This window comes from Gilliamella sp. BG7 (assembly GCF_046635565.1).
GTDB lineage: Bacteria > Pseudomonadota > Gammaproteobacteria > Enterobacterales > Orbaceae > Gilliamella > Gilliamella apicola_P.
Genome location: NZ_JBIDFB010000002.1, coordinates 256,883 through 278,508 on the forward strand (window position 1 = coordinate 256,883; position 21,626 = coordinate 278,508).

Consider the following 21,626-nt stretch of genomic DNA (forward strand, 5'->3'; position numbering starts at 1 on the left):
ACTCTTCGTAATATCAACTTGTTCAATAATAGTTGGCATTTTTGTTATATTTAACTCTACTTTTTATAGTAAACATTAAATAACTCTTGTTCCTTGAGTATCAATTTTACAAATATGAGTAAAACCTTCATCATTTTGCAAATAATATTTTTTAAGTAATAATTCAATTTGCTGAGCTGTTTCAAGTTTATCTGCAATCACAAACATTGTTGGCCCTGAACCTGAAATACCCGATGACAAAGCACCAAGTTGCTTAACCCGTTTTTGAGTTTCATCAAAATTAGGTAATAATTGTTTACGATAAGGCTCAGCAATATTATCAAAAAGCATTGTGGCAGCCAGCTTAGGTTGTTTGGTATGACAAGCATGCAAAAATCCCCCCACATAGCGACCATGTGTTACACAATCAGACCTTTGATATTGAGCAGGTAAAATTGCACGTGCTTCAGCCGTTGATACCTTTATTCCTGGATAAGCCATCACCCAATACCAATCATCAAAATGCGGAATCGACTCACTAATAATATCCATCTCATTAAGAATAAGTTGCATCCCACCTAAATAGCATGGCGCAACATTATCATAATGCACACTGCCCGAAATACGACCTTCAAGTTCTCCCATCATGGATAACATTTCAAATTCATTAAAAGGTTTATCAAAAAACTCATTTAATGCAACCAATGCACCAACTACTGAGCACGCACTTGAACCTAAACCAGAGCCAATTGGCATATTTTTTTCAAGAGTCATACTAACAGGTAAAGTTTTACCCATTGCTTGACAAAATCGCTGCCAACATTGAAATACAATATTACATTTTGGATCACGTGGTAGCTTTTTGACAAATTGACCTTTGCTAGTAAGGGAAAATTCGTTAGCAGATTTAACTGTAATACAGTCACCAAGCATAGCGCCACTAATCGGGCTAATTGCTGCGCCCAATATATCAAAACCGACGCTAATGTTAGCCATTGATGCAGGCGCATAAACAGTTAAAGATTTATGACTCATTTAACCTCCGATTTTACCTGATGTTGTACGTAAAATATCAGCAAAAACACCTGCTGCAGTAACATCATTACCAGCACCATAACCACGTAATACAAGAGGAATAGGTTGATAATAACGAGTATAAAAAGCTAAGGCATTTTCGCCATTTTTGACTTTATAAAGAGGATCTTCACTATCGACAGCTTCAATTCTAACACTGCATTGATGGTTTTCTATGCTACCCACATAACGTAGAACTTTACCTCCTTTTGCTGCTTGTTCAGATTTTGCTTTAAACTGTGCATCTAACTGCGGTAATTTGGCCATGAAATCATCAATGCTACCTTGTGCATATTCAGGAGGTAATACGGATTCGACATTGATTTGATCCAATTCTAATTGTAAACCTGATTCTCTAGCTAAAATAAGTAACTTTCTAGCTACATCGGTTCCAGATAGATCGTCTCGAGGATCAGGTTCAGTAAAACCTTTCTCTTTAGCCAATTTAGTTGCTTCAGACAGTGACATGCCTTCATCAAGTTTACCAAATATAAAAGAAAGCGATCCAGATAGAATTCCCGAAAACTTGATTAACTCATCACCTGCATTAAGTAGATTTTGAAGATTTTCAATTACCGGTAACCCAGCCCCTACATTGGTATCATATTGGAATTTACGCTTACTTTTTGCAGCTTCTTGGCGTAAGCGTAAATAGTAAGCCATTGAGCTAGTATTTGCTTTTTTATTTGGTGTAACGACATGAAAGCCATTAGCTAAAAAATCAGCGTATTTGTCAGATACTTCGCTACTAGAAGTACAATCAACGAGAATCGGATTAAGTAATCGATTAGATTTGGCAAACTCAATAATACTATCTAATGAATATTTAGTATCACTCTGTTTGATTTGATCACGCCAATTACTAAGATCAATACCGTCTCTATTGGTTATGCTGTGTTTAGAGTTAAACAAACCACATACTCGCAAATCAATCTGTTTGTTTTTAAGCCATTTCTGTTGACGTCCAATTTGGTCGACAAGCGCACCACCGACCCCACCAACACCAATAACAAAGACATCAAGCATTTTATCAGTACCAAATAACATCTGATGCGCAACACGAACGCCCATTACAGCAACATCATTATCAACTACAACTGAAATTGAGCGTTCAGATGAACCTTGTGCTATAGCAACAATATTAATATTAGCTCTGGCTAATGCTGTAAAGAAATTAGCTGATAAACCACGTAAGGTACGCATGCCATCACCTACTACAGAGATAATAGCAAGCCTTTCAATCACCTCGATCGGTTCAAGTAATCCATCTTTTAATTCTAAGAAAAATTCATCACTTAAAGCTTCTTCTGCACGATAAAGTTCTGTTTGTGGCACACAAAAACTAATGCTGTATTCAGATGATGATTGAGTAATAAGTACAACTGAAATGCCAGCATAAGACATCGCAGAAAAAACACGTGCCGACATACCAACCATACCTTTTAATCCAGGACCTGAAACATTGATCATTGCCATGTTATTTAAATTGGTAATACCTTTTACAGGTGTGGTTGAGTCAACAATATTAGCACCAATTAATGTGCCTGGCGCATCAGGATTATTTGTATTTTTGATTAAACAAGGAATCTGAAATTGGGCAATAGGTAAAATAGTTGTTGGATGAAGCACTTTTGCTCCAAAATATGAAAGTTCCATCGCCTCTTGATAAGACATTGTTTTTAGTAATTTGGCATCTGGTACAATACGGGGATCACAAGTATAAACTCCATCAACATCGGTCCATATTTCACAGCTATTTGCTCTTAAACAAGCTGCTAATACGGCTGCAGAATAATCAGAACCATTTCGTCCAAGCACAACTAATTCACCTTTTTCATTACCGGCGGTAAAACCGGGCATTAGAATAAAATTATCTTGTGGAATGTGCATTTCAGCAATTCGATGAGTCGATTCAGGTATATTAACAGTCGATTCTAAATAATCACCTTCTGCAATAAGCATAGCAACAGGATCTATTACCGTGATCGTATGGCCTCTTGCTTTGAGAAGTTCTTGCATAATAGCAATTGATAGCTTTTCTCCACGACAAATAATTGATGCATTGATACTATCAGGACATTGACCGAGTAAACGGATACCTTCAAGTAATTGCTTAACATGCTTTAATTCATTAAGAGCAAAATGCTTCATCGCTTCATAAGCAAAATTAGGGTGAGCTTTTGCAAGACCTGTTAATAGATCTGCAAATATCTTTTCAGCATCATAAATGTTACTTTTGATATCTTGCCCAGCAACCGTTTTTTCAACCATGGCTACTAAATAGTTGGTAATTTTAGCCGGTGCCGATAAAACAGTGGCGGTTTGCTCTTGTTTAGCATTATTTTCAATAATTTCTGCAACTCGCAAAAAGCGTTCTGCGTTAGCAACAGATGTTCCTCCAAATTTTAAAACTTTCATATCACACCTTACTTATTATCTTAGTTTATGCCCATTACTATCTATAATTATAGTTTTTAGAACTTATTTATAGGTATCAAAAATCTTGTAGTCTTATCATGCTAATTCTATTTTTAATTTTTTTGCACAGATTAACTACTTTAGTTCCATGCAAAATAAAAACCCGCCTTTAAGGGGCGGGTTTTTTAATATTTATTGGAAAAATCAACCCACCCTAGATCGCATAATAGTACCTAAGGTGCTAATAATTCCTGTCATACTAACTAAAATTATCATGATTTTTCCTAAGAAATATTTAATTAAACTAAAAACAAAACAGCCCGACATTTTCATGTCAGGCTGTAATTTTAAAAAAACTTTTTGCTATTTTCGTATTCATTAACAACTTTATTCAATGCTTGATATATGCACTTTTCATCTTGTTTTTTTAATGCCTCATCTAAAATATTAAGATACGATAACATTAGCTTTTGATTATCTTCGGCAAATTGCGGCGATACTTCTTGATCTTCATATAACATAACATATGTACGAGCAAATCCAAAAATCAAAAAATAAACCGATGCATTTTTTGGATCTTCTTGAATTAATGCTCTCATTGCCTTTCTTAACTTTACATAACTATCAGTACCAGGCAAGCTCGTTGCAAATGTTTTCGTTACTTCAGAAAATGTCATTGCCATAAACCTCAATCAAAATCACATGAGGAAAGAATAACAACCCATTAGCATAAGTGCAAGTCTATTTTGTTTGCCAAACAAATTTTTTTAATTTTCGCTAAAAATCAGCAAAAAAACTTAATAATGAAAGTTATATTATTTAGCCTCTTTACAAACAGACAATCCTGCCGATGCTTGTGCAACAGGCATTATTTCAATTGAGTTAACATTAAAATGATTTGGTGTATTAATTAACCAAGACACAGTATTAGCTATATCTTCTGGAGTAATAAATTCAACACCTTGATAAACCTGTGCGGCTTTCTGGTTATCGCCATGAAAGCGAACATTTGAAAACTCTGTACCACCACATAATCCCGGTTCGATATTAGTGACTCTAACCTTTTTTCCTAACAAATCGGTACGCAAATTAGCACTAAATTGTTTAACAAAAGCTTTAGATGCACCATAAACATTTCCGCCTTTATAAGCATAAGTACCAGCCACAGATCCAAGATTAATAATATAACCAAAATTGCGCTCAACCATTTCTGGTAAAATTTGTCGAGTTAGATTTACTAGCCCAATAATGTTAGTTTCAATCATTGTTTCCCAATCGTTATAATCTGCTTCATAAGCAGGTTCTAAACCTAATGCTAGACCTGCATTATTTATTAAAATATCTATGGGCTTAAATTCATTTGGTAGTTGCAATAAAATAGTATTTACTGCATCTTTTTTAGTTATATCTAATGGTAATGAAAAGAAATTAGCACCTAAGTCATCTGCAAGGTTTTGTAGTTTATCTGCACGTCTAGCTACGCCTACAACTTTATAACCATCTGCTATAAGCTTACGGCAGATAGCTTGCCCAAATCCAGAGGATGCACCAGTAACCAAAGCTATATTCATATTAAATCCCCTTATAAACTAAGTTAAAATTGGAGTATATTTCGATAAACGACTATATGTATAAACAAAAAGTAGTAAATAAAAATATACTGAAACACATAGTTACCGGAAAGTTTTTTACAAAAAACTATCTAATATCTATAAAAAAACCCGCTAATTAAGCGGGTTGATATTTAATACTTCATTTAGCAGGTTCTTCTGCTAGTTCTTCATCTTTTAGCGGAACAATCAAAGTATCAATATGTGTATTATTGATAAGTTGACGAGCAGAAGACATTAACTTACTCCAAAAATCCTGATGATGACCACACACGACAAGATCAGCGCCATATTCATGAATTGCTTCGATTAATACTTGGTCAAATTCGCCATTCCCAGAAAGAGTATGAGCTATAGGATATCCCGCATCATTGGCTAGTTTATTTAATGCAATATGCGCATCTTCAGTAATTCGGTCTTTCATATCATTCATATTAATATCAACTAAACCAGTATAAAGATCCGAATAATTAATACCAACATGAATCAAAGATATTTGAGCATTATATGGCCTAGCCATAGAAACTGCTTTTTCGACAAGAACTTCACTTTCAGGTGATAAATCTACTGCAACTAATATGTGTTTATAAGCCATGATACATTACTCCTTCCAATTTAACGGTCAGATAAAACTACAAAATTGATACTCTCTTTTTACTACTAAATCAATTTTTGAGCAAGCCAAAAAAGTGACCCAGATAACAAAATTGAAATTGGAAGTGTTAAAATCCAAGTTAATGCAATATTTTTAATGGTCTTACTTTGAACGCCACCACCATCAACAATCATTGTACCTGCCACAGATGAAGAAAGAACTTGAGTTGTTGAAACAGGCATACCTGTATAACTTGCAATCCCAATTGATAAAGCCGTAGTGATTTGTGCCGACACGCCCTGTGCATAAGTCATCCCTTTTTTACCAATTTTTTCACCAATAGTAATAGCTACACGACGCCATCCTATCATTGTTCCAATCGCTAGCGCTGAAGCTACCGAAATAATGATCCAAATCGGCGCATATTCAACAGTTTTAAGTAAATCGTTATTCAAAGATTTCAGATATTGTTTTTCCTCTGCTGTTACATTAGCTTGTTTAGCAACATGCGAAACAGTATCCGATAAACATAATAATATGCGTCTAGCTTGTGAACGTTGTTCAACAGTGAGTGATTCATAATTATTCATTTTATTAAATAAATTATGAGCAATACTCAGTGTGATAAATGAATGTGAATAGTCACAATGATACTTATTCAAATCGCCTTCTGGAATACTTGTGTCTAATGCAGGTTGTTTACCTATTATCGTAGTTAGATCATCATTGTGAGTAACAAAGTACTCCTGAATATTATCAATAGCATTACGAGTGTTAGTAATATCATAGGTAGACGCATTCATATTAACAATAAAGCCAGCAGGAGCAATACCCATCAATACTAACATTAATAAACCAATACCTTTTTGTCCATCATTAGCACCATGAGAAAAACTCACACCTGCAGCAGAAATAATAAGCATTATTCGGATCCAAAAAGGTGGCTTTTTCTTACCATAAAGTTTTTCTCGCTGCTCTGGAGTCATAAAGATGCGTTCTCTTTTTTTACTACTTTTTTTACTTTGCCCTTTACGTGTCCAATACTTACGCAGACAAAAAATCATTAACCCAGCAATAACAAGACCAACTATTGGTGAAACAATCAAGGATAAAAAGATTTGAATCATCTTAGGAATATTAAGCGCATCAATAATTGATGTATCCATAACCAATGCATTTGCAAGTGCTACGCCAATAATAGAACCAATTAAAGTATGTGAACTTGATGCAGGAATACCAACAAACCAAGTACCTAAATTCCAAATGATTGCTGCAAATAAAATAGAAAATACCATAGCAAGCCCATGAGCAGAGCTTACATTAAGTAATAAATCAGTTGGTAACAAATGCACTATAGCATAAGCCACACTAAGCCCACCAAGTAGTACGCCAAAGAAATTAAATACTCCGGCCATAAAAACGGCAAGTTGTTCTTTCAATGCCCTTGTATAAATAACAGTGGCAACAGCATTAGCAGTATCATGAAATCCATTAATAGCCTCATAAAAGAGTACAAAAAGTAAAGCTAAGACTAATAATATAATGGTTGAAAATTCTAAATCAGCAAATAGATGAAACATAATATATCTTTCTGTTGTTAATTAGCGCCACTATTATCCTTGAGAATAAGCTAATGAGCAAAACAATTTTTTACATTTTTCGTTTAGCATAACGTGCCGCCAAAAAAGCACAAATCATTAATTGGATTTGATGAAAGATCATTAAAGGTAGGATCAAAATACCCATCATCGACATGGGGAAGATAACACTTGCCATTGGAATACCACTTGCTAGGCTCTTTTTTGAACCACAAAATACAATTGTGATTTCATCTTGTTTGCTAAAACCAAAAAATCTTGCACTATAAGTGGTAATAAATAAAACTATAACTAACAGAATAATTGAGAAAAATATAATATTTAACAAAGATAAAAAACCGACTTGCGACCATATACCATTAACAACTGCATCACTAAACGCGACATAAACCACTAATAAAATCGACAAACGATCTGTTTTAGAAATAATATTTTTATACTTATCTACCCATTGACCAATAAAACGTCTAGATAAATGCCCGACAACAAAAGGCAACATCAGTTTCAGCATAATAGAGGTAATGGCATCAATTATGTTCATTGATGCCGAGGTTTGAGTATGTATTAACAATCCAACTAAAAGCGGGGTAATAAACACCCCCAATAACGTTGATGCTGAGGCACTGCAAATAGCTGCTGCCACATTACCTTTAGCTATTGAAGTAAATGCTATTGCAGACTGCACTGTTGCTGGTAAAACACAAAGATAAACAAAACCTAAATAAATATCATGTGATAAAAAAGTGGGCACTAATAACTGCATCATCATGCCTAAAACTGGGAATATTACAAATGTAGTTGTAAATATTAACAAATGTAATCGCCAATTTTTTATACCAGAGACAATTGCTTGAAAAGAAAGTTTTGCACCATGCATAAAAAATAGCAAGCCAATAGCAAAAGTTGTAAGGTATTCAAAAACCGTTTTAGCCTGCCCTTCACAAGGAAAAAAGCTAGCTGTAATCACAACACAAATTAGAATCAATAAGAATGAATCAATCTTAACACGTTGAAATATATTCATGATTTTTAATATCTTTGATTAACAAGAATAAAAAAATCGCCACAAAAGTGGCGATATACAAGAAAGATAAAATTTATTCTAAGAAACTACGAAGCACATCAGATCGACTTGGATGACGTAATTTTCTCAGCGCCTTAGCCTCAATTTGACGAATACGTTCACGAGTTACATCAAATTGCTTACCAACTTCTTCTAGCGTATGATCTGTATTCATATCAATACCAAATCGCATACGTAACACTTTCGCTTCTCTAGGCGTTAATCCTGATAAAATATCGCGAGTTGCGCTACGTAAACTCTCAGAAGTCGCCGCATCTAGCGGTTGCTCAAGAGCTGTATCTTCAATAAAATCACCTAAATGCGAATCTTCGTCATCACCAACTGGTGTTTCCATAGAAATTGGCTCTTTAGCAATTTTAAGCACTTTACGAATTTTATCTTCAGGCATTTGCATGCGTTCAGATAACTCTTCAGGTGTTGGTTCACGACCGATTTCCTGTAACATTTGGCGAGAAATACGATTTAACTTATTAATTGTTTCAATCATATGTACCGGAATACGGATTGTCCTTGCTTGGTCAGCTATAGAACGAGTAATTGCTTGTCTTATCCACCAAGTTGCATAAGTTGAGAATTTATAACCACGACGATATTCAAATTTATCAACTGCTTTCATCAAGCCAATATTACCTTCTTGGATAAGATCTAAGAATTGTAATCCTCGGTTGGTGTATTTTTTCGCAATAGAAATAACTAGTCGTAAGTTAGCTTCAACCATTTCCTTTTTAGCTCGACGAGCTTTAGCTTCACCAATAGACATACGGCGATTAATATCTTTAATTTGCTCAATAGAAAGGCTTGTTTCAGTTTCGATTTGTTGTAGCAAATCAACTTGCGCAGCAATTTGAGTTTCAAAATCTTTTAAATTAGCCGCAAACGCACCTTTCGACGTTAAAGCTTTCTTAAACCAATCCATGTTATTTTCGTTGCCGGTAAAATAAGTCATAAACAGTTTTTTCGGCATTTTGCATTTTTCAACACAAATCTTCATAATAACACGTTCATGAGTTCTAACACGCTCCATCATGCTTCTCATGTTATTAACAAGAATATCAAACTGCTTAGCAACTAAGCGGAATTGTTTAAATATTTCTGATAGGTTTTCGATCTCTTGTTGTGCTTTTTTATGAGCTCGACCATATTTTTTAATAGCATCAGACGTTTTGTCGTGCTGCTCTTTTAATTCGGCAAATTTAGCTTTAGCAACTTCGGGATCGATAGAAACATCATCATCAGTTGATGCCTCGTTTTCGTCATCCTCGCTCTCATCATCGCTATCATCAATTTCAATTTCGGTTTCACTAACCTCTAAATCTTCAGGTAACTCTTCAGCAACTTCTTCAGCATTTGGATCAACAAAACCTGTAATCAAATCAGATAAACGAACTTGTCCGCTTTCGATTAAATTATATTGCTCTAAAAGATAAGTTATTGCTTCTGGATATTCCGATACTGAAGTTTGCACTTGATTAATGCCATCTTCAATACGCTTAGCAATATCAATTTCGCCTTCACGCGTTAACAGTTCAACCGCCCCCATTTCACGCATATACATACGAACAGGATCGGTTGTTCTACCAATTTCTGACTCAACATTAGATAATACTAATGCTGTTGCTGCTTCAACGGCCTCTTCATCAGGGACATTATCTGAAAGTAATAACTCATCAGAATCAGGGGCTTCTTCAAGAACTTGAATCCCCATATCATTAATCATTTGGATAATATCTTCAATCTGATCTGAATCAATAATCTCTTCAGGCAAGTGATCGTTGACATCAGCATAGGTCAGGTATCCTAGCTCCTTACCTCGAATGATTAGGAGTTTTAACTGTGATTGAGAATTTTGCTCCATAAAGGTATCCATTTTAGTTATTTGGTCATTTATATTATGCATGTAGAACAATATCTGGAATCTACACGTATTCTATATATTTAGTCTTTTTTTGATAAAACAAGTATTAAAGTCGCCAATTCTTTTTTCTCTGCGGTGCTTAAGCCGGAGACTCTCTCTTTTGCGATTAGTTCATCTTGCCTTTGGGCGAGTATATTATCATATAACTCTTTTAAAGTATGTGAAAAAATTGAGCCTATTTCGCCATCTTGATAATGACACTCCCAGGTGGATAAACGATTCAACTGCTTATAAAACGGTCTATCCATACACTCTATTAATATTTGTGCAGTAGTTATATTGGGATAACGTTGACATAGTTCAAGTAATTCAACAAAAATCTCGATCCCGGCCATTTTAACCTGGCGAATCACATTTATATCAGAAACTTGCTCTGCAAGATTAGGATATTGAAGTAATAAACCAATTAAAACTCGCATCGTTGTTAATTTCATTTGTGATGTAGGCGTTTTTTCATTTGCCTTTTCATCACGTTGGGAACGATTTTCTTGAATTAATTGTTCTAATTGAGATACATCAAGTAAACCTAAATAATTACCGAGCTTCTGCAATAAATTTAATCTAAAGGCTTTTGCCTTAATTTGATCAAGTAGCGGTAAAGCTAGCGAACTCAATTTTGCTTTTCCTTCAGCTGTTTTTAAATCAACCTGTTTCAAAAGTTCATCAAATAAAAATTTCGACAAATTTGAAGATTCATTTAAATATTTTTCAAAATTATCCTTACCGACTTTACGCACAAAACTATCAGGATCTTCATCTTGAGGTAAAAAAGCAAAAGTTATTTTCTTACCATCGATTAAGCAAGGTAATAAAACATTAAGTGCCCGCCAAGCAGCGCTTCGTCCAGCATTATCGCCGTCATAACAAAATATTACCGAATCTGTTGCTCTAAATAATAATTTAATATGCTCCTCTGATGTAGCCGTACCTAAAGCAGCAACAGCATAATCAATGCCATATTGAGCAAGCGAAACCACATCCATATAGCCTTCAACCACCATCAGTTGTTGAGGATTACGATTGACTTCTAGCGTTTCATAAAGTCCGTAAAGTTGAAAGCCTTTATGAAATATGGGGGTTTCTGGTGAATTAATATATTTTGCAGAATCATTAATGATAGTTCTTCCACCAAACGCTATAACATTGCCTTGTCTATCGCGAATAGGAAACATGATTCTTCCACGAAAACGGTCATATTGATTACCCCTATCGTGGCTGACTTGCATACCGGCTTGTTCATAAAGTGCTTCTTCAGCTTTTGTTTTAACCACACTTTGTGAAGTTAAACGCCAGTCATTAGGCGCAAAACCAATTCTATACCGTGCTATAATTTCTGCATTGAGTCCCCGTTGCTCAAGGTATTTTTGAGCATCAGTGGATGTAGATAATGCTAATTGTTGCTGATAAAAATCGGTGATTTTGCCCATCAAAGTATATAGATCTCGACGTACATTTCTAGATTCAATGTGCTTTGCTTGATCAATTTGATTTTTATCGTCATCAATATAAGGGACACGAATTCCTTGCAAGCTAGCTAATTCTTCAATAGCTTCAGGAAAAGATAACCGCTCATATTGCATTAGAAAATTAACAACAGATCCTGATGCGCCACATCCAAAACAATAAAAGATCTGTTTTTTCTCATTAAGAGAAAAAGAAGCTGTTTTTTCATCATGAAAAGGGCAACAACCAAAATAATTATTCCCCTTTTTTTTCATTTTAACCCGTTTGCCAATCACATCAAGGATGTTGGTTCGAGCAGTTAGATCCAAGATGAAATCGCGAGGAATAAGACCTTTCATGATAAAACTTTAACCAATTATGGTGTTATAAAAAGACAACAAGCCGTATCAAAATACGGCTTGTTAGAATTCTTTATATCAAAAAGATAATAAATTGATTTTTAATATCAATTCTAGTTTTCAGTATAAATAATCTTAAAAGATTAATATAAGCGAGTACGACGAGCGTTTTCTCTTTCTAATTTTTTAGCATGGCGTTTAACAGCTGCTGCTTTAGCTCTTTTACGAATAGTAGTTGGCTTTTCGTAAAATTCACGATTACGAACTTCAGCTAAAACTCCTGCTTTCTCACACGAACGTTTGAAACGACGTAACGCTACATCGAAAGGTTCATTTTCACGTACTTTAATTACTGGCATGTGCCTCTCACCTCAAATTTGTTTAATATCACAAGGGATTAAAATTAGTGCGCAATTTTACCCTCAATCGATATATGTTGTAAAGTAAAAAATAGAATTATTATAAGATAACAAATTAATTTGCTAATAAGCATATAGGGTCAGATAATAAAACAAATCTAATTGAAAATAAACAGGAGTATTTCATGTCATCATTAATTACTGGTCAATATCCAAAGCGCCGCTTACGCCGTAATCGTGCCCATGACTTTAGTCGTCGTATGGTTGCAGAACATAGTTTGACGGTCAACGATCTAATCTATCCAGTTTTTATTGTTGAAGGCAATAATATTACTGAATCAATTACCTCGATGCCAAACGTTAATCGAATGAGTATTGACGTATTGTTAAAAGAAGCGGAACAAGTAGCTAAACTAGGAATTCCTGTTCTTTCACTATTTCCTGCTATTGAACCATCAAAAAAATCTTTATTAGCACAAGAAGCATATAACGAAAATGGGTTAGTACCAAAAGCTGTTCGAGCATTAAAAAAAGAAATTCCAGAGCTCGGTGTACTAACTGATGTCGCACTTGATCCATATACCACGCATGGACAAGATGGCATTATTGATGAACAAGGGTATGTACAAAATGATATCTCTGTTGAAACGCTTGTTAAACAAGCGTTAATGCAAGCTCAAGCAGGTGTAGATATTATTGCGCCAAGTGACATGATGGATGGACGCATTGGAGCAATACGTAACAAACTCGAAAAGCACGGTTTTTTTAACACACAAATTATGGCTTATTCCGCAAAATACGCATCAAGTTTTTATGGCCCTTTTCGTGATGCTGTCGGATCAGCAAAAAATATTAAAGGTGGTAATAAAAAAACTTATCAACTCGATCCTGCTAATAGTAATGAAGCATTACAAGAAATCTATCAAGATTTAAGTGAAGGCGCAGATATGGTCATGGTTAAACCTGGTATGCCTTATCTTGATATTGTTCGAAGAGTGAAAGAAACTTTTGCCGTCCCAACTTTTGCTTATCAAGTTTCTGGCGAATATGCTATGTTAACAGCGGCAATTCAAAACGGTTGGTTAGATGAAAAATCAGCAATTATGGAATCTTTACTTTGCTTTAAACGTGCAGGTGCCGATGGCGTATTAACCTATTTTGCCAAACAAGTAGCCGAATGGTTGCATCAGCAAAAATAATATTTTTTAAATGCTGCTCTTTCCAAATAGGAAAGAGCATTTAATTACCTATATAGCATCTCATATTCATCAAATCACATTATCAATCATACTATTTTAGAGCAATTTTTTACTTCTTCTTAATTCACCAGTCTAAGAAATCTATAATAAACATTAATTATCATATTTATACTAAGTCAATTATTATACTTTACTAGAAAGTGTAAAAAAGTTTCAGGGAAGCTATATGTTTACGTAAAAATCTGATAATATTTACTAGGATAAGCGATAAGGGAATAAAAATGATTTATGAACTCGTACCGAACGAATTACATGATGAATTTAAAGCTTTTCATCATGACCTAGAAAAATTAACATCACAACATGTGCAATCTTGTCCCTTTTGTAAAAAAACTGAATTCTATATAATTCGTTCAAAACCTAATAAAACATATCGTTGCAAAGGCTGTCATAAATATTTTACCGTTTCAACCAATACTCCTTTCAATCGTTTAATGCCTTATAATTGGTTTGAGTTTATTTTTATTAACCGAATAAATAAAATGGGTTATAAAGAAATTGCGGACCGACTCGAAACCTCACTCGAAAAAGTTACACGACGAGATCGAGCTATTATTAACTATCTTCAAAACCATTATCCATCATTACATAGCTGGTATATACATCAAAAACAAACTAAGTTAATGCCATCTTTAGAGGAACAATATAGCACCATTAAAGCTAAAGTAACCGCCTTATTGAATGAACAAAATCCAACTTGTAAACACTGTGGTTCTAACGAAACAACCAAAATAGGTTCTCGCACTTGCTATCGCTGTAAGCGATGTCGACATAGCTTTAACCTTTTAAGCAACACTGGTTTAAACCGTATACCCAAACCTGAATTGTGGCTACAATTCATTGATTTACTTGTTTCTGGAGCTAATAATTCACAAATAGGAAAAGCTCTAAATTTACACAATGATACAGTTCGTAAATGGCGTTCAGCTTGGTACTACATGATGATAGATTGGCAATGTGAAGCGCTTGCTATTTGGTGTAAAAATAAATAAGAAAATAGGATAAAAAGAAAATGTTCAGTATATTAGCTCTAGAAAAAGATAACGCATATATAACGCAAACCCGTAATTTAAAAAAACATTAACAAAAGCTTTTAATTAGCATCAAACAGTGACGAATCAAAAACAGTTAATCTAACAAGAACAATTCAATATAATTAGTCATTGCCATATTCATCATATTCGCGGCAAAGTATAATTGTATCCTCAATTAATCGTCTAGCAATGGTGCCATACTCAGGAATTTTAGGTAACTCTGTATAATGGTACCAATTTGCTTCAATGAGTTCGTTTTTATCTACCACTATTTCACCACTATCATAATCAGCTAAATAAGCCATCATTAATGAATTTGGAAATGGCCAAGGTTGCGATCCAACATAACGAATATTTTTAATTTTTATTTTTGATTCTTCAAATACTTCTCGTTCAACGGCTGTTTCCATTGTTTCGCCGATTTCAGTAAAACCAGCTAAAACGGTATATAAGTTATCTTGATTATGCCTAACATGTTTTGCTAATAAAATTTTATTATTATGACGAATAGCCACAATAATAGATGGTGAAATTTGTGGATAATAACGCTCTTTGCAGTGATCGCATAGACAACACCATTCCGTGCTACTGATATACATCTCATGTCCACAATATCCACAATATTTGTGGGAACGATAAAACTCAGAAAGTTGCACTGCTCGACCAGCTAAATTAAATAATGATTGATCTGTTCTATCAAGTAATGAACGAACTGAGCTCATCGCATTTTTCATTTCATCACAAATCAGCCAAGCTGTTTTCCCATTCCATTCACCTATTGGTTGAGCAAGTTTATTGATAAAACCAAATTCATCAGCACGCCCAACAGGAACTTCACCATTAGGCAACCATAATCGTCCATTAGCACTTACAAACCAATAACCGTTTTCATTACCTATCAAATTAAATTGTTGCTGTATATTCATATTATTAACACCAAAGATAAAAACAAAAAAGGAGGATTACTCCTCCTTTTAATCAATACTATTTCTTTTTCTTCTCGTGAAGTCCCTTTTTTTCAAGTTCCCAGTAAATAATTCGTTGCTGAGCAATTGTAAATAAGTTACTAACGATATAATATAAAACCAAGCCCGATGGGAACCATAAGAAGAATACCGTAAAAATTAATGGCATGTAAGTCATTAATTTTTGTTGTAATGGATCGGTAACTGGTGTTGGTGACATTTTCTGAATTAAGAACATAGTACCGCCCATTAATAAAGGCAAAATATAATATGGATCTTGTGCTGATAAGTCATAAATCCATAGCGCAAATGGTGCATGGCGTAATTCAACTGTATTACCTAGCATGTAGAACAATGATAGGAAAATCGGCATTTGAATAATTAATGGCAAACAACCACCTAATGGATTCACTTTCTCTTGCTTGTAAAGCGCCATTGTTTCCATACTCATTTTTTGCCTATCATCACCATAACGCTCTTTCAGCGCTTGTAAGCGGGGTTGTAATAGCTTCATTTTCGCCATTGAACGATACTGAGCACGAGTTAATGGGAATAAAATACCTCGAACAATAAATGTAATAACAATAATTGAGAAGCCCCAGTTACCAACAAAACTTTGAATAAATTTTAATAAATAAAACAACGGTTGTGATAAGAACCATAACCATCCATAGTCAACAATTAAGTCAAGATGATTGGCTGTTTCTTTCAATTGGCTTTGAATTTCTGGTCCTAACCATAATTTTGCACCAATAATTTGAGAACTCCCCGCAGGAATAACTGCTGATTCACTTTTGAAACCAATTGTTGCTTGAGAGTTATTAGCCGTTGCACGAGAATAAAATAAATTATTTTTATCCTGTGCGGGTACCCATGCAGAAGCAAAATAGTGTTGCAACATCGCAATCCAACCCGTTTGGGTATCAACCGATAAAGCTTTATCTTTGATGTCATCAAAACTGTATTTGCTATAATTAGTACTAGAACTAGAATAAGCTGTACCACGGAATGCACTTTGCCCTAATCCACTACCGCCTTCGGTTGGAATATCATCAGGTAATTTAATTGTCTGTTTTAATTGACCATACATGGCAACATCAACAGATGCACTGCTTTGGTTATTAATAGCATACTGAACATCAACAGCATAACTACCACGGTGTAATATATAATATTTAGTATAACTTACACCATTAACTTGATAAGTAAGAGGAACACGCAATTCATCTTGCCCATCAGCTAAAACATATTCTGAATTTTCAGTTTGATAGACAGGACGTTTTGATCCTTGAGTTGCATTATCAGGACCATCCTTACCGGTTAATCCACTTTCAGCAACATAAACAAAATCAGGACGAGATGTTAACAATTGGAAAGGCGTACCAGAATGAAGCGTTTGCTCATATTTCAATAATTGTGCAGCTTGAACATCCCCGCCATAAGTATTAATAGTGAGTGACAACACATCCGATTTTACAATAATTGTTTTACCTTGTGCTGCACCAGCTGTTAACTCATCATCACTTATTTGTTGTGTTAATTGGTTTTCGATTGGAGGTTTAGGAGCGTGATCTTCTTCCCACGCTTTCCAAATAAAAAAAGATACAAAAAGTAAAGCAATGACTAAAATATTACGTTGAGATCCCATTAGTGTTTTTCTCTATTGGTTTTAGTTTTTGGAGGAACAAAATCTTCTCCCCCTTCATGTAAAGGATGACATTTTAATACACGTTTAACGGTTAGCCAACCACCTTTTATTAATCCAAAGCGTCTTAGTGCAATTATTGCATACTGTGAGCACGTCGGTGTAAAGCGACATTTAGGACCTAATAAAGGGCTAATAAAACGTTGATAAACACGAACAAAAAGCACAAAAACATTAACTATCATATAGTTACACGCATAAACATGCTGTTTGATAATCAATTTAAATTTATTTAAGCCTCGTATTTGGCTATGATTCGTTGGCATAATTTATTCAATGTTTCAACGAGTTGCTGATTATCTAAGTCGATAACTGGCTGTTTAGCCATCACAATAAAATCAATATTAGGAAATTGATGTTGGTGAAGCCGAAAATACTCTTTAGACAGTCGCTTTATACGATTACGCTCATGAGCCCGTTTCACTTGTTTTTTAGCTATAGCAAACCCTAACCGCATATGATTACAGTTATTTTTTCGTGCAACTAAAGTTAAAAACGGAGAACCAGCCCGAATAGACTCTTGGAAGACATGATTGAAATCAAAGGGAGTTAACAATCGTAACTCCCGAGGAAAAGTGAACTTAATCACCCAACTTTAAATCAGCTAGCAACAGTTAAACGAACACGGCCTTTAGCACGACGGCGAGCAAGAACTTGACGACCGTTTTTAGTTGCCATACGAGCACGGAAACCGTGAGTTCTATTGCGTTTTAATACTGATGGTTGAAATGTGCGTTTCATGACGATTTATATCCAAATCTAATTATCAACAGGTTGCAGAGTAAAAACTCTACAGCATTAATTAAAGAGGTCGGAATTATAGTGCCTATTTTATTTTTCGTCAATGAGATTTTTACAGATTAATCCCATTAACACCTAGTTACCATACGATAAAATAAAATAGAATAAAATAGATTATAAAATAATAAGTTATAACTAAAAAAAACAATTAACTAATTCCAAAAAGTAAGTACTTGTTTGCTTTTCTCACCACCGATTTCGCGCGCTAATTTAGGCACTAAATAACCCGACACTTGCTCGGCAAGCTGTTTCATTATTAATTTAGCTGATTTATCATCAACTAAAAAATGAGCAGCACCTTGCACTTTATCTAATAAATGAATGTAATAAGGCAAAATGCCAATATCAAAAAGTTTATTACTTAACTGAGCCAAAACATTGACATTATCATTAATATTTTTCAGTAATACACTTTGATTTAGCACAATCACATCACTCTTTTTTAAAAGCCCAATTGCGCCAGCAACTGCATTATCAATTTCATTTGGATGATTAATGTGAGTAATTACTACAATTTGCAACCTACTTTCAACAAATAACCTACAAAGTTCAAGCGTTACTCGAGAAGGAATAACAACGGCCAAACGCGTATGAATCCGTAAACGCTTAACATGAGAGATTTTTTCAAGTGCATTAATCAAAAAAGCCATTTCATGATCTTTTGCCATTAATGGATCACCTCCTGATAAAATAATTTCATCAAGTTCAGGATGATTCGCAATATATTCAAGCGCAACAGCAAGATTCTTTTTAGTACCTTGATTATCATAATAAGGAAAATGCCGTCTAAAACAGTACCGACAGTTAATTGCACAAGCGGTCTTCGTAATCAATAATGCGCGATTGTGATACTTATGCAATAATCCGGGAACAGCGTTATCTTGCTCTTGTAATGGGTCATGACTATACCCTTCAACTTTTAATAACTCCCTATCATCACAAAGCACCTGTAACAAAAGTGGGTCATTACTATCCCCCTTTTCCATTCGATTAATAAAAGCCCTAGGAACCCGAAGCGGAAACTGTTTTTTCGCCTGTTGCATAGGGATTGAGATGGTATTAGGATCTAGTTCTAAATAGGAGTATAAAACATTGATATCTGTTACAACATTGGCAAGATCAAAAATCCACTCATCTTTATTATTTGGTAGTTCAACTTTTTGCTGTATAATATGGCTCATTTTTTGTAATTCAGAATTTTAGTTGGAGCTTTTATGGCATCTTATAGTACTAATGAGTTTAAAGCTGGTCTTAAAATAATGCAAGACGGCGAACCGTGTGTCATTGTTGAAAATGAGTTTTATAAACCGGGTAAAGGTCAATCTATTAATCGTGTAAAAATTAAAAAATTACTTTCAGGCAAAACTGTCGACAAAACATTCAAATCAGGCGAATCAGTTGAAGCTGCTGACGTTATTGATATGAATTTAACTTATCTTTATACTGACGGTGAATTTTGGCATTTTATGAATAACGATACATTTGAGCAACTTTCGGCTGACGCCAAAGCGGTTGGCGACAATGCAAAATGGTTAGTTGATCAAGCGGAATGTATTTTAACTTTATGGAACGGCCAACCGATTGCAGTAACACCACCAAATTTTGTTGAACTTGAAGTGATCGAAACCGATCCAGGTTTAAAAGGCGACACAGCAGGAACAGGCGGTAAACCAGCAACATTATCAACTGGAGCAGTTGTTCGCGTGCCTTTATTTGTACAAATTGGTGAAATACTTAAAGTGGATACTCGTTCAGGCGAATATGTATCACGCGTAAAATAAGTTAACGTTTATTCCAAAAAGAGAGGTTTTTAACCTCTCTTGCTTACCTAACTAAATAGCTCATATTTAAAATTCAATTTTCTATTTTACATAGTATCTCAAATTTCTCTCGAAAAATTTAAGCATAGCGAAGATACCTCAAAGATTCGAGGCTATCACACGACTAATTCAGAGATATTTTAGAGTTTGTTAATTAATGTAGTCGATAAAGTTCGTCTATTACAATGAAGTCTTTTTATTATAAATAAACCACATGAGTACCTTTTTCGGGTTGAAAAGTAGCTTTGCCAAATTCATCTAAGAAATAAGCAATATGATCGGCTTTATCCCCTACTAATCGTCCTTTTACTTTGTTCCATGTCATGAGGACTATCATGGCATCAGGTTCACAGCAAATTAACATGGGTTGTTGAAATTCTTCGTTCCAATAAAATTCACCTCCGTATATTTTATGGGCGGTGAGCAATAAATAACATCCGTATTCTTGCGATATCATGTTGAGTTGTTCTTCTGGAATGCTAAAGTTTTTTTCAGCCAGCTCACTGATGATCATTTCAACAATCGTAATACTTTTTTCAGAGTAATCGAGCTGATTAATGCTCCATTTTGGACTATTTAATATCGCATTTTGTGCCCATGCTTCGATCTCTTGATATAATTCATTTTTTTGTTCAGTCATTTTTATTCACTTCTCTATTGAGTTTAATCTGTTCTAATTGCTTAACACTTTGCCACGCGTCTTCCATTTGTTCAAGCGTTGCATCAATTAAAGATAAGTTTTTTTGTTTGAGTATCGATTCTACTTGTTGAAATCGTCGGGTAAATTTTTTATTGGCTTGCTGTAAACAGAGTTCTGATTTAACTTTTAAATGCCTAGCTAAATTGACGGTAGCAAACAATAAATCACCTAACTCTTCTTCAATTTTTTGTGGATCTTGTTTGGCTCGTTCTAATTCTTGCTCAACTTCGCCAAGTTCTTCTTTTACTTTATCAAGCACAGGTTTTATATCATGCCAATCAAAACCAACCGAGGCACAACGCTTTTGAATTTTTTCTGCTTGCATTAACGCTGGTATTGCTTGGGGTATATCGTCAAGCAATGAGTATTGCGCTTTTTGGTCTCGTTCTTTTTGTTTAAGTTGTTCCCAGTTAGGTTTTTCAACCTTATTTTTGGTGAAAATATGAGGATGACGATAAACTAACTTATCAGCAACCGCTAAACAGACCTCATCTAAATCAAAGCTTCCTTGTTCTTCGGCTAAATCAGCATAAAAGACAATGTGAAATAGTAAATCACCAAGTTCTTTTTTTAGCTCATCCATATTTTGTTTATCAATGGCATCAAGTACTTCGTACGTTTCTTCTAATGTATATGATTTTAAAGATGCAAAAGTTTGAACTCGATCCCATTCACAACCATTAACAGGATCACGAAGTTGTTTGATAATAGCTTGTAAGCGCTGTAATCCGTTCAAAATATACCCCCACAAATAAGTCATTGATCAGTGTCATTGTAAAGGTTTCATAACAAAATGGTTATTTTTTTAAAGGTTAATAGCAATATATTTTGATGTTATTGCTAATTATTTCACCAAAAATGATGATAAAAGCGACTGAAATGTAGCTATTTACGGAACTTCTAGCCGA

At 34.6% G+C, this 21,626-nt stretch carries 21 protein-coding genes; 3 read left to right on the forward strand and 18 right to left on the reverse strand.

What is annotated here, in order from left to right:
- Nucleotides 1-75 precede the first annotated feature (75 nt).
- From thrB to rpsU, 10 genes are all read right to left on the reverse strand, one after another.
- The gene (gene thrB / locus ACGH49_RS02650; RefSeq protein WP_411588147.1) at nucleotides 76-1,014 is read right to left on the reverse strand and encodes a homoserine kinase; all 939 of its coding nucleotides are present in this window, start codon (nucleotides 1,012-1,014) and stop codon (nucleotides 76-78) included.
- A complete protein-coding gene (gene thrA / locus ACGH49_RS02655; protein ID WP_411588148.1) occupies nucleotides 1,015-3,471 on the reverse strand; it encodes a bifunctional aspartate kinase/homoserine dehydrogenase I in 2,457 nt (818 codons plus the stop codon).
- A gap of 347 nt (nucleotides 3,472-3,818) precedes the next feature.
- Complete coding sequence (locus ACGH49_RS02660) at nucleotides 3,819-4,148, reverse strand: hypothetical protein (RefSeq protein WP_411588149.1); 330 nt, start codon at nucleotides 4,146-4,148, stop codon at nucleotides 3,819-3,821.
- A gap of 138 nt (nucleotides 4,149-4,286) precedes the next feature.
- Entirely contained in the window at nucleotides 4,287-5,042 is a 756-nt protein-coding gene (locus ACGH49_RS02665) for an SDR family NAD(P)-dependent oxidoreductase (RefSeq protein ID WP_075524233.1), read from the reverse strand.
- 181 nt (nucleotides 5,043-5,223) lie between these two features.
- A complete protein-coding gene (gene uspA / locus ACGH49_RS02670; protein WP_065560491.1) occupies nucleotides 5,224-5,676 on the reverse strand; it encodes a universal stress protein UspA in 453 nt (150 codons plus the stop codon).
- A gap of 65 nt (nucleotides 5,677-5,741) precedes the next feature.
- Nucleotides 5,742-7,256 carry an inorganic phosphate transporter PitA gene (pitA, locus tag ACGH49_RS02675; RefSeq protein WP_411588150.1) on the reverse strand — a complete coding sequence of 505 codons (1,515 nt, stop codon included), beginning with the start codon at nucleotides 7,254-7,256 and terminating at the stop codon, nucleotides 5,742-5,744.
- Between the two features lie 70 nt (nucleotides 7,257-7,326).
- On the reverse strand, nucleotides 7,327-8,298 hold the full coding sequence (locus tag ACGH49_RS02680) for a bile acid:sodium symporter family protein (RefSeq protein ID WP_034914119.1): 972 nt from the start codon (nucleotides 8,296-8,298) through the stop codon (nucleotides 7,327-7,329).
- Between the two features lie 73 nt (nucleotides 8,299-8,371).
- Complete coding sequence (rpoD, locus tag ACGH49_RS02685) at nucleotides 8,372-10,213, reverse strand: RNA polymerase sigma factor RpoD (RefSeq protein WP_065560489.1); 1,842 nt, start codon at nucleotides 10,211-10,213, stop codon at nucleotides 8,372-8,374.
- A gap of 80 nt (nucleotides 10,214-10,293) precedes the next feature.
- Nucleotides 10,294-12,075 carry a DNA primase gene (gene dnaG, locus ACGH49_RS02690; protein ID WP_411588151.1) on the reverse strand — a complete coding sequence of 594 codons (1,782 nt, stop codon included), beginning with the start codon at nucleotides 12,073-12,075 and terminating at the stop codon, nucleotides 10,294-10,296.
- A gap of 143 nt (nucleotides 12,076-12,218) precedes the next feature.
- Nucleotides 12,219-12,434 carry a 30S ribosomal protein S21 gene (gene rpsU / locus ACGH49_RS02695; protein ID WP_034882800.1) on the reverse strand — a complete coding sequence of 72 codons (216 nt, stop codon included), beginning with the start codon at nucleotides 12,432-12,434 and terminating at the stop codon, nucleotides 12,219-12,221.
- A gap of 185 nt (nucleotides 12,435-12,619) precedes the next feature.
- On the opposite strand from rpsU, the gene hemB reads away from it, so the two are divergent.
- Both hemB and ACGH49_RS02705 read left to right on the forward strand, forming a co-directional pair.
- Nucleotides 12,620-13,633 (forward strand): porphobilinogen synthase, encoded by a 1,014-nt coding sequence (gene hemB / locus ACGH49_RS02700; protein WP_411588153.1) that lies wholly within the window; start codon nucleotides 12,620-12,622, stop codon nucleotides 13,631-13,633.
- A 281-nt stretch (nucleotides 13,634-13,914) separates the two neighbouring features.
- The gene (locus tag ACGH49_RS02705; RefSeq protein WP_411588154.1) at nucleotides 13,915-14,685 is read left to right on the forward strand and encodes a transposase; all 771 of its coding nucleotides are present in this window, start codon (nucleotides 13,915-13,917) and stop codon (nucleotides 14,683-14,685) included.
- Between the two features lie 164 nt (nucleotides 14,686-14,849).
- Here the strand turns inward: ACGH49_RS02705 and nudC are convergent, their stop codons facing one another.
- The 6 genes from nudC to epmB all read right to left on the reverse strand — a co-directional run bounded on the left by nudC (nucleotide 14,850) and on the right by epmB (nucleotide 19,379).
- Nucleotides 14,850-15,653, reverse strand: a complete 804-nt coding sequence (gene nudC / locus ACGH49_RS02710; RefSeq protein WP_065607693.1) for an NAD(+) diphosphatase — start codon at nucleotides 15,651-15,653, stop codon at nucleotides 14,850-14,852.
- Nucleotides 15,654-15,711: 58 nt separating this feature from the next.
- Nucleotides 15,712-17,340, reverse strand: coding sequence for a membrane protein insertase YidC (yidC, locus tag ACGH49_RS02715; RefSeq protein ID WP_065560484.1), 1,629 nt, complete (start codon nucleotides 17,338-17,340; stop codon nucleotides 15,712-15,714).
- Nucleotides 17,340-17,582, reverse strand: a complete 243-nt coding sequence (yidD, locus tag ACGH49_RS02720; RefSeq protein WP_065607689.1) for a membrane protein insertion efficiency factor YidD — start codon at nucleotides 17,580-17,582, stop codon at nucleotides 17,340-17,342. Before yidD ends, yidC begins: the two co-directional genes overlap by 1 nt.
- Nucleotides 17,583-17,629: 47 nt before the next feature.
- Nucleotides 17,630-17,986, reverse strand: coding sequence for a ribonuclease P protein component (gene rnpA / locus ACGH49_RS02725; protein WP_081298058.1), 357 nt, complete (start codon nucleotides 17,984-17,986; stop codon nucleotides 17,630-17,632).
- 11 nt (nucleotides 17,987-17,997) lie between these two features.
- Nucleotides 17,998-18,138 carry a 50S ribosomal protein L34 gene (gene rpmH, locus ACGH49_RS02730; RefSeq protein WP_025314679.1) on the reverse strand — a complete coding sequence of 47 codons (141 nt, stop codon included), beginning with the start codon at nucleotides 18,136-18,138 and terminating at the stop codon, nucleotides 17,998-18,000.
- A gap of 212 nt (nucleotides 18,139-18,350) precedes the next feature.
- Nucleotides 18,351-19,379 (reverse strand): EF-P beta-lysylation protein EpmB, encoded by a 1,029-nt coding sequence (gene epmB, locus ACGH49_RS02735; protein ID WP_411588155.1) that lies wholly within the window; start codon nucleotides 19,377-19,379, stop codon nucleotides 18,351-18,353.
- 33 nt (nucleotides 19,380-19,412) lie between these two features.
- Here epmB and efp point away from each other — a divergent pair, with 33 nt between their 5' ends.
- Nucleotides 19,413-19,979, forward strand: a complete 567-nt coding sequence (gene efp, locus ACGH49_RS02740) for an elongation factor P (RefSeq protein ID WP_065560482.1) — start codon at nucleotides 19,413-19,415, stop codon at nucleotides 19,977-19,979.
- A gap of 238 nt (nucleotides 19,980-20,217) precedes the next feature.
- On the opposite strand, the gene ACGH49_RS02745 is transcribed toward efp, so the two are convergent.
- Nucleotides 20,218-20,658: a hypothetical protein gene (locus ACGH49_RS02745; RefSeq protein WP_411588157.1), complete on the reverse strand. Its 441-nt coding sequence runs from the start codon at nucleotides 20,656-20,658 to the stop codon at nucleotides 20,218-20,220.
- Nucleotides 20,651-21,454 carry a nucleoside triphosphate pyrophosphohydrolase gene (gene mazG, locus ACGH49_RS02750; RefSeq protein WP_411588158.1) on the reverse strand — a complete coding sequence of 268 codons (804 nt, stop codon included), beginning with the start codon at nucleotides 21,452-21,454 and terminating at the stop codon, nucleotides 20,651-20,653. Before mazG ends, ACGH49_RS02745 begins: the two co-directional genes overlap by 8 nt.
- Nucleotides 21,455-21,626: the final 172 nt, after the last annotated feature.

Coding starts and splice junctions, on each gene's coding strand:
- ACGH49_RS02660 (WP_411588149.1), bottom strand. CDS start 4,148: ATGACATTTTCTGAAGTAACGAAAACATTTGCAACGAGCTTGCCTGGT.
- ACGH49_RS02680 (WP_034914119.1), bottom strand. CDS start 8,298: ATGAATATATTTCAACGTGTTAAGATTGATTCATTCTTATTGATTCTA.
- rpmH (WP_025314679.1), bottom strand. CDS start 18,138: ATGAAACGCACATTTCAACCATCAGTATTAAAACGCAATAGAACTCAC.
- yidC (WP_065560484.1), bottom strand. CDS start 17,340: ATGGGATCTCAACGTAATATTTTAGTCATTGCTTTACTTTTTGTATCT.
- rpoD (WP_065560489.1), bottom strand. CDS start 10,213: ATGGAGCAAAATTCTCAATCACAGTTAAAACTCCTAATCATTCGAGGT.
- epmB (WP_411588155.1), bottom strand. CDS start 19,379: ATGAGCCATATTATACAGCAAAAAGTTGAACTACCAAATAATAAAGAT.
- efp (WP_065560482.1), top strand. CDS start 19,413: ATGGCATCTTATAGTACTAATGAGTTTAAAGCTGGTCTTAAAATAATG.
- thrA (WP_411588148.1), bottom strand. CDS start 3,471: ATGAAAGTTTTAAAATTTGGAGGAACATCTGTTGCTAACGCAGAACGC.
- yidD (WP_065607689.1), bottom strand. CDS start 17,582: ATGATAGTTAATGTTTTTGTGCTTTTTGTTCGTGTTTATCAACGTTTT.
- uspA (WP_065560491.1), bottom strand. CDS start 5,676: ATGGCTTATAAACACATATTAGTTGCAGTAGATTTATCACCTGAAAGT.
- ACGH49_RS02705 (WP_411588154.1), top strand. CDS start 13,915: ATGATTTATGAACTCGTACCGAACGAATTACATGATGAATTTAAAGCT.
- ACGH49_RS02745 (WP_411588157.1), bottom strand. CDS start 20,658: ATGACTGAACAAAAAAATGAATTATATCAAGAGATCGAAGCATGGGCA.
- dnaG (WP_411588151.1), bottom strand. CDS start 12,075: ATGAAAGGTCTTATTCCTCGCGATTTCATCTTGGATCTAACTGCTCGA.
- hemB (WP_411588153.1), top strand. CDS start 12,620: ATGTCATCATTAATTACTGGTCAATATCCAAAGCGCCGCTTACGCCGT.
- rpsU (WP_034882800.1), bottom strand. CDS start 12,434: ATGCCAGTAATTAAAGTACGTGAAAATGAACCTTTCGATGTAGCGTTA.
- ACGH49_RS02665 (WP_075524233.1), bottom strand. CDS start 5,042: ATGAATATAGCTTTGGTTACTGGTGCATCCTCTGGATTTGGGCAAGCT.
- pitA (WP_411588150.1), bottom strand. CDS start 7,256: ATGTTTCATCTATTTGCTGATTTAGAATTTTCAACCATTATATTATTA.
- nudC (WP_065607693.1), bottom strand. CDS start 15,653: ATGAATATACAGCAACAATTTAATTTGATAGGTAATGAAAACGGTTAT.
- thrB (WP_411588147.1), bottom strand. CDS start 1,014: ATGAGTCATAAATCTTTAACTGTTTATGCGCCTGCATCAATGGCTAAC.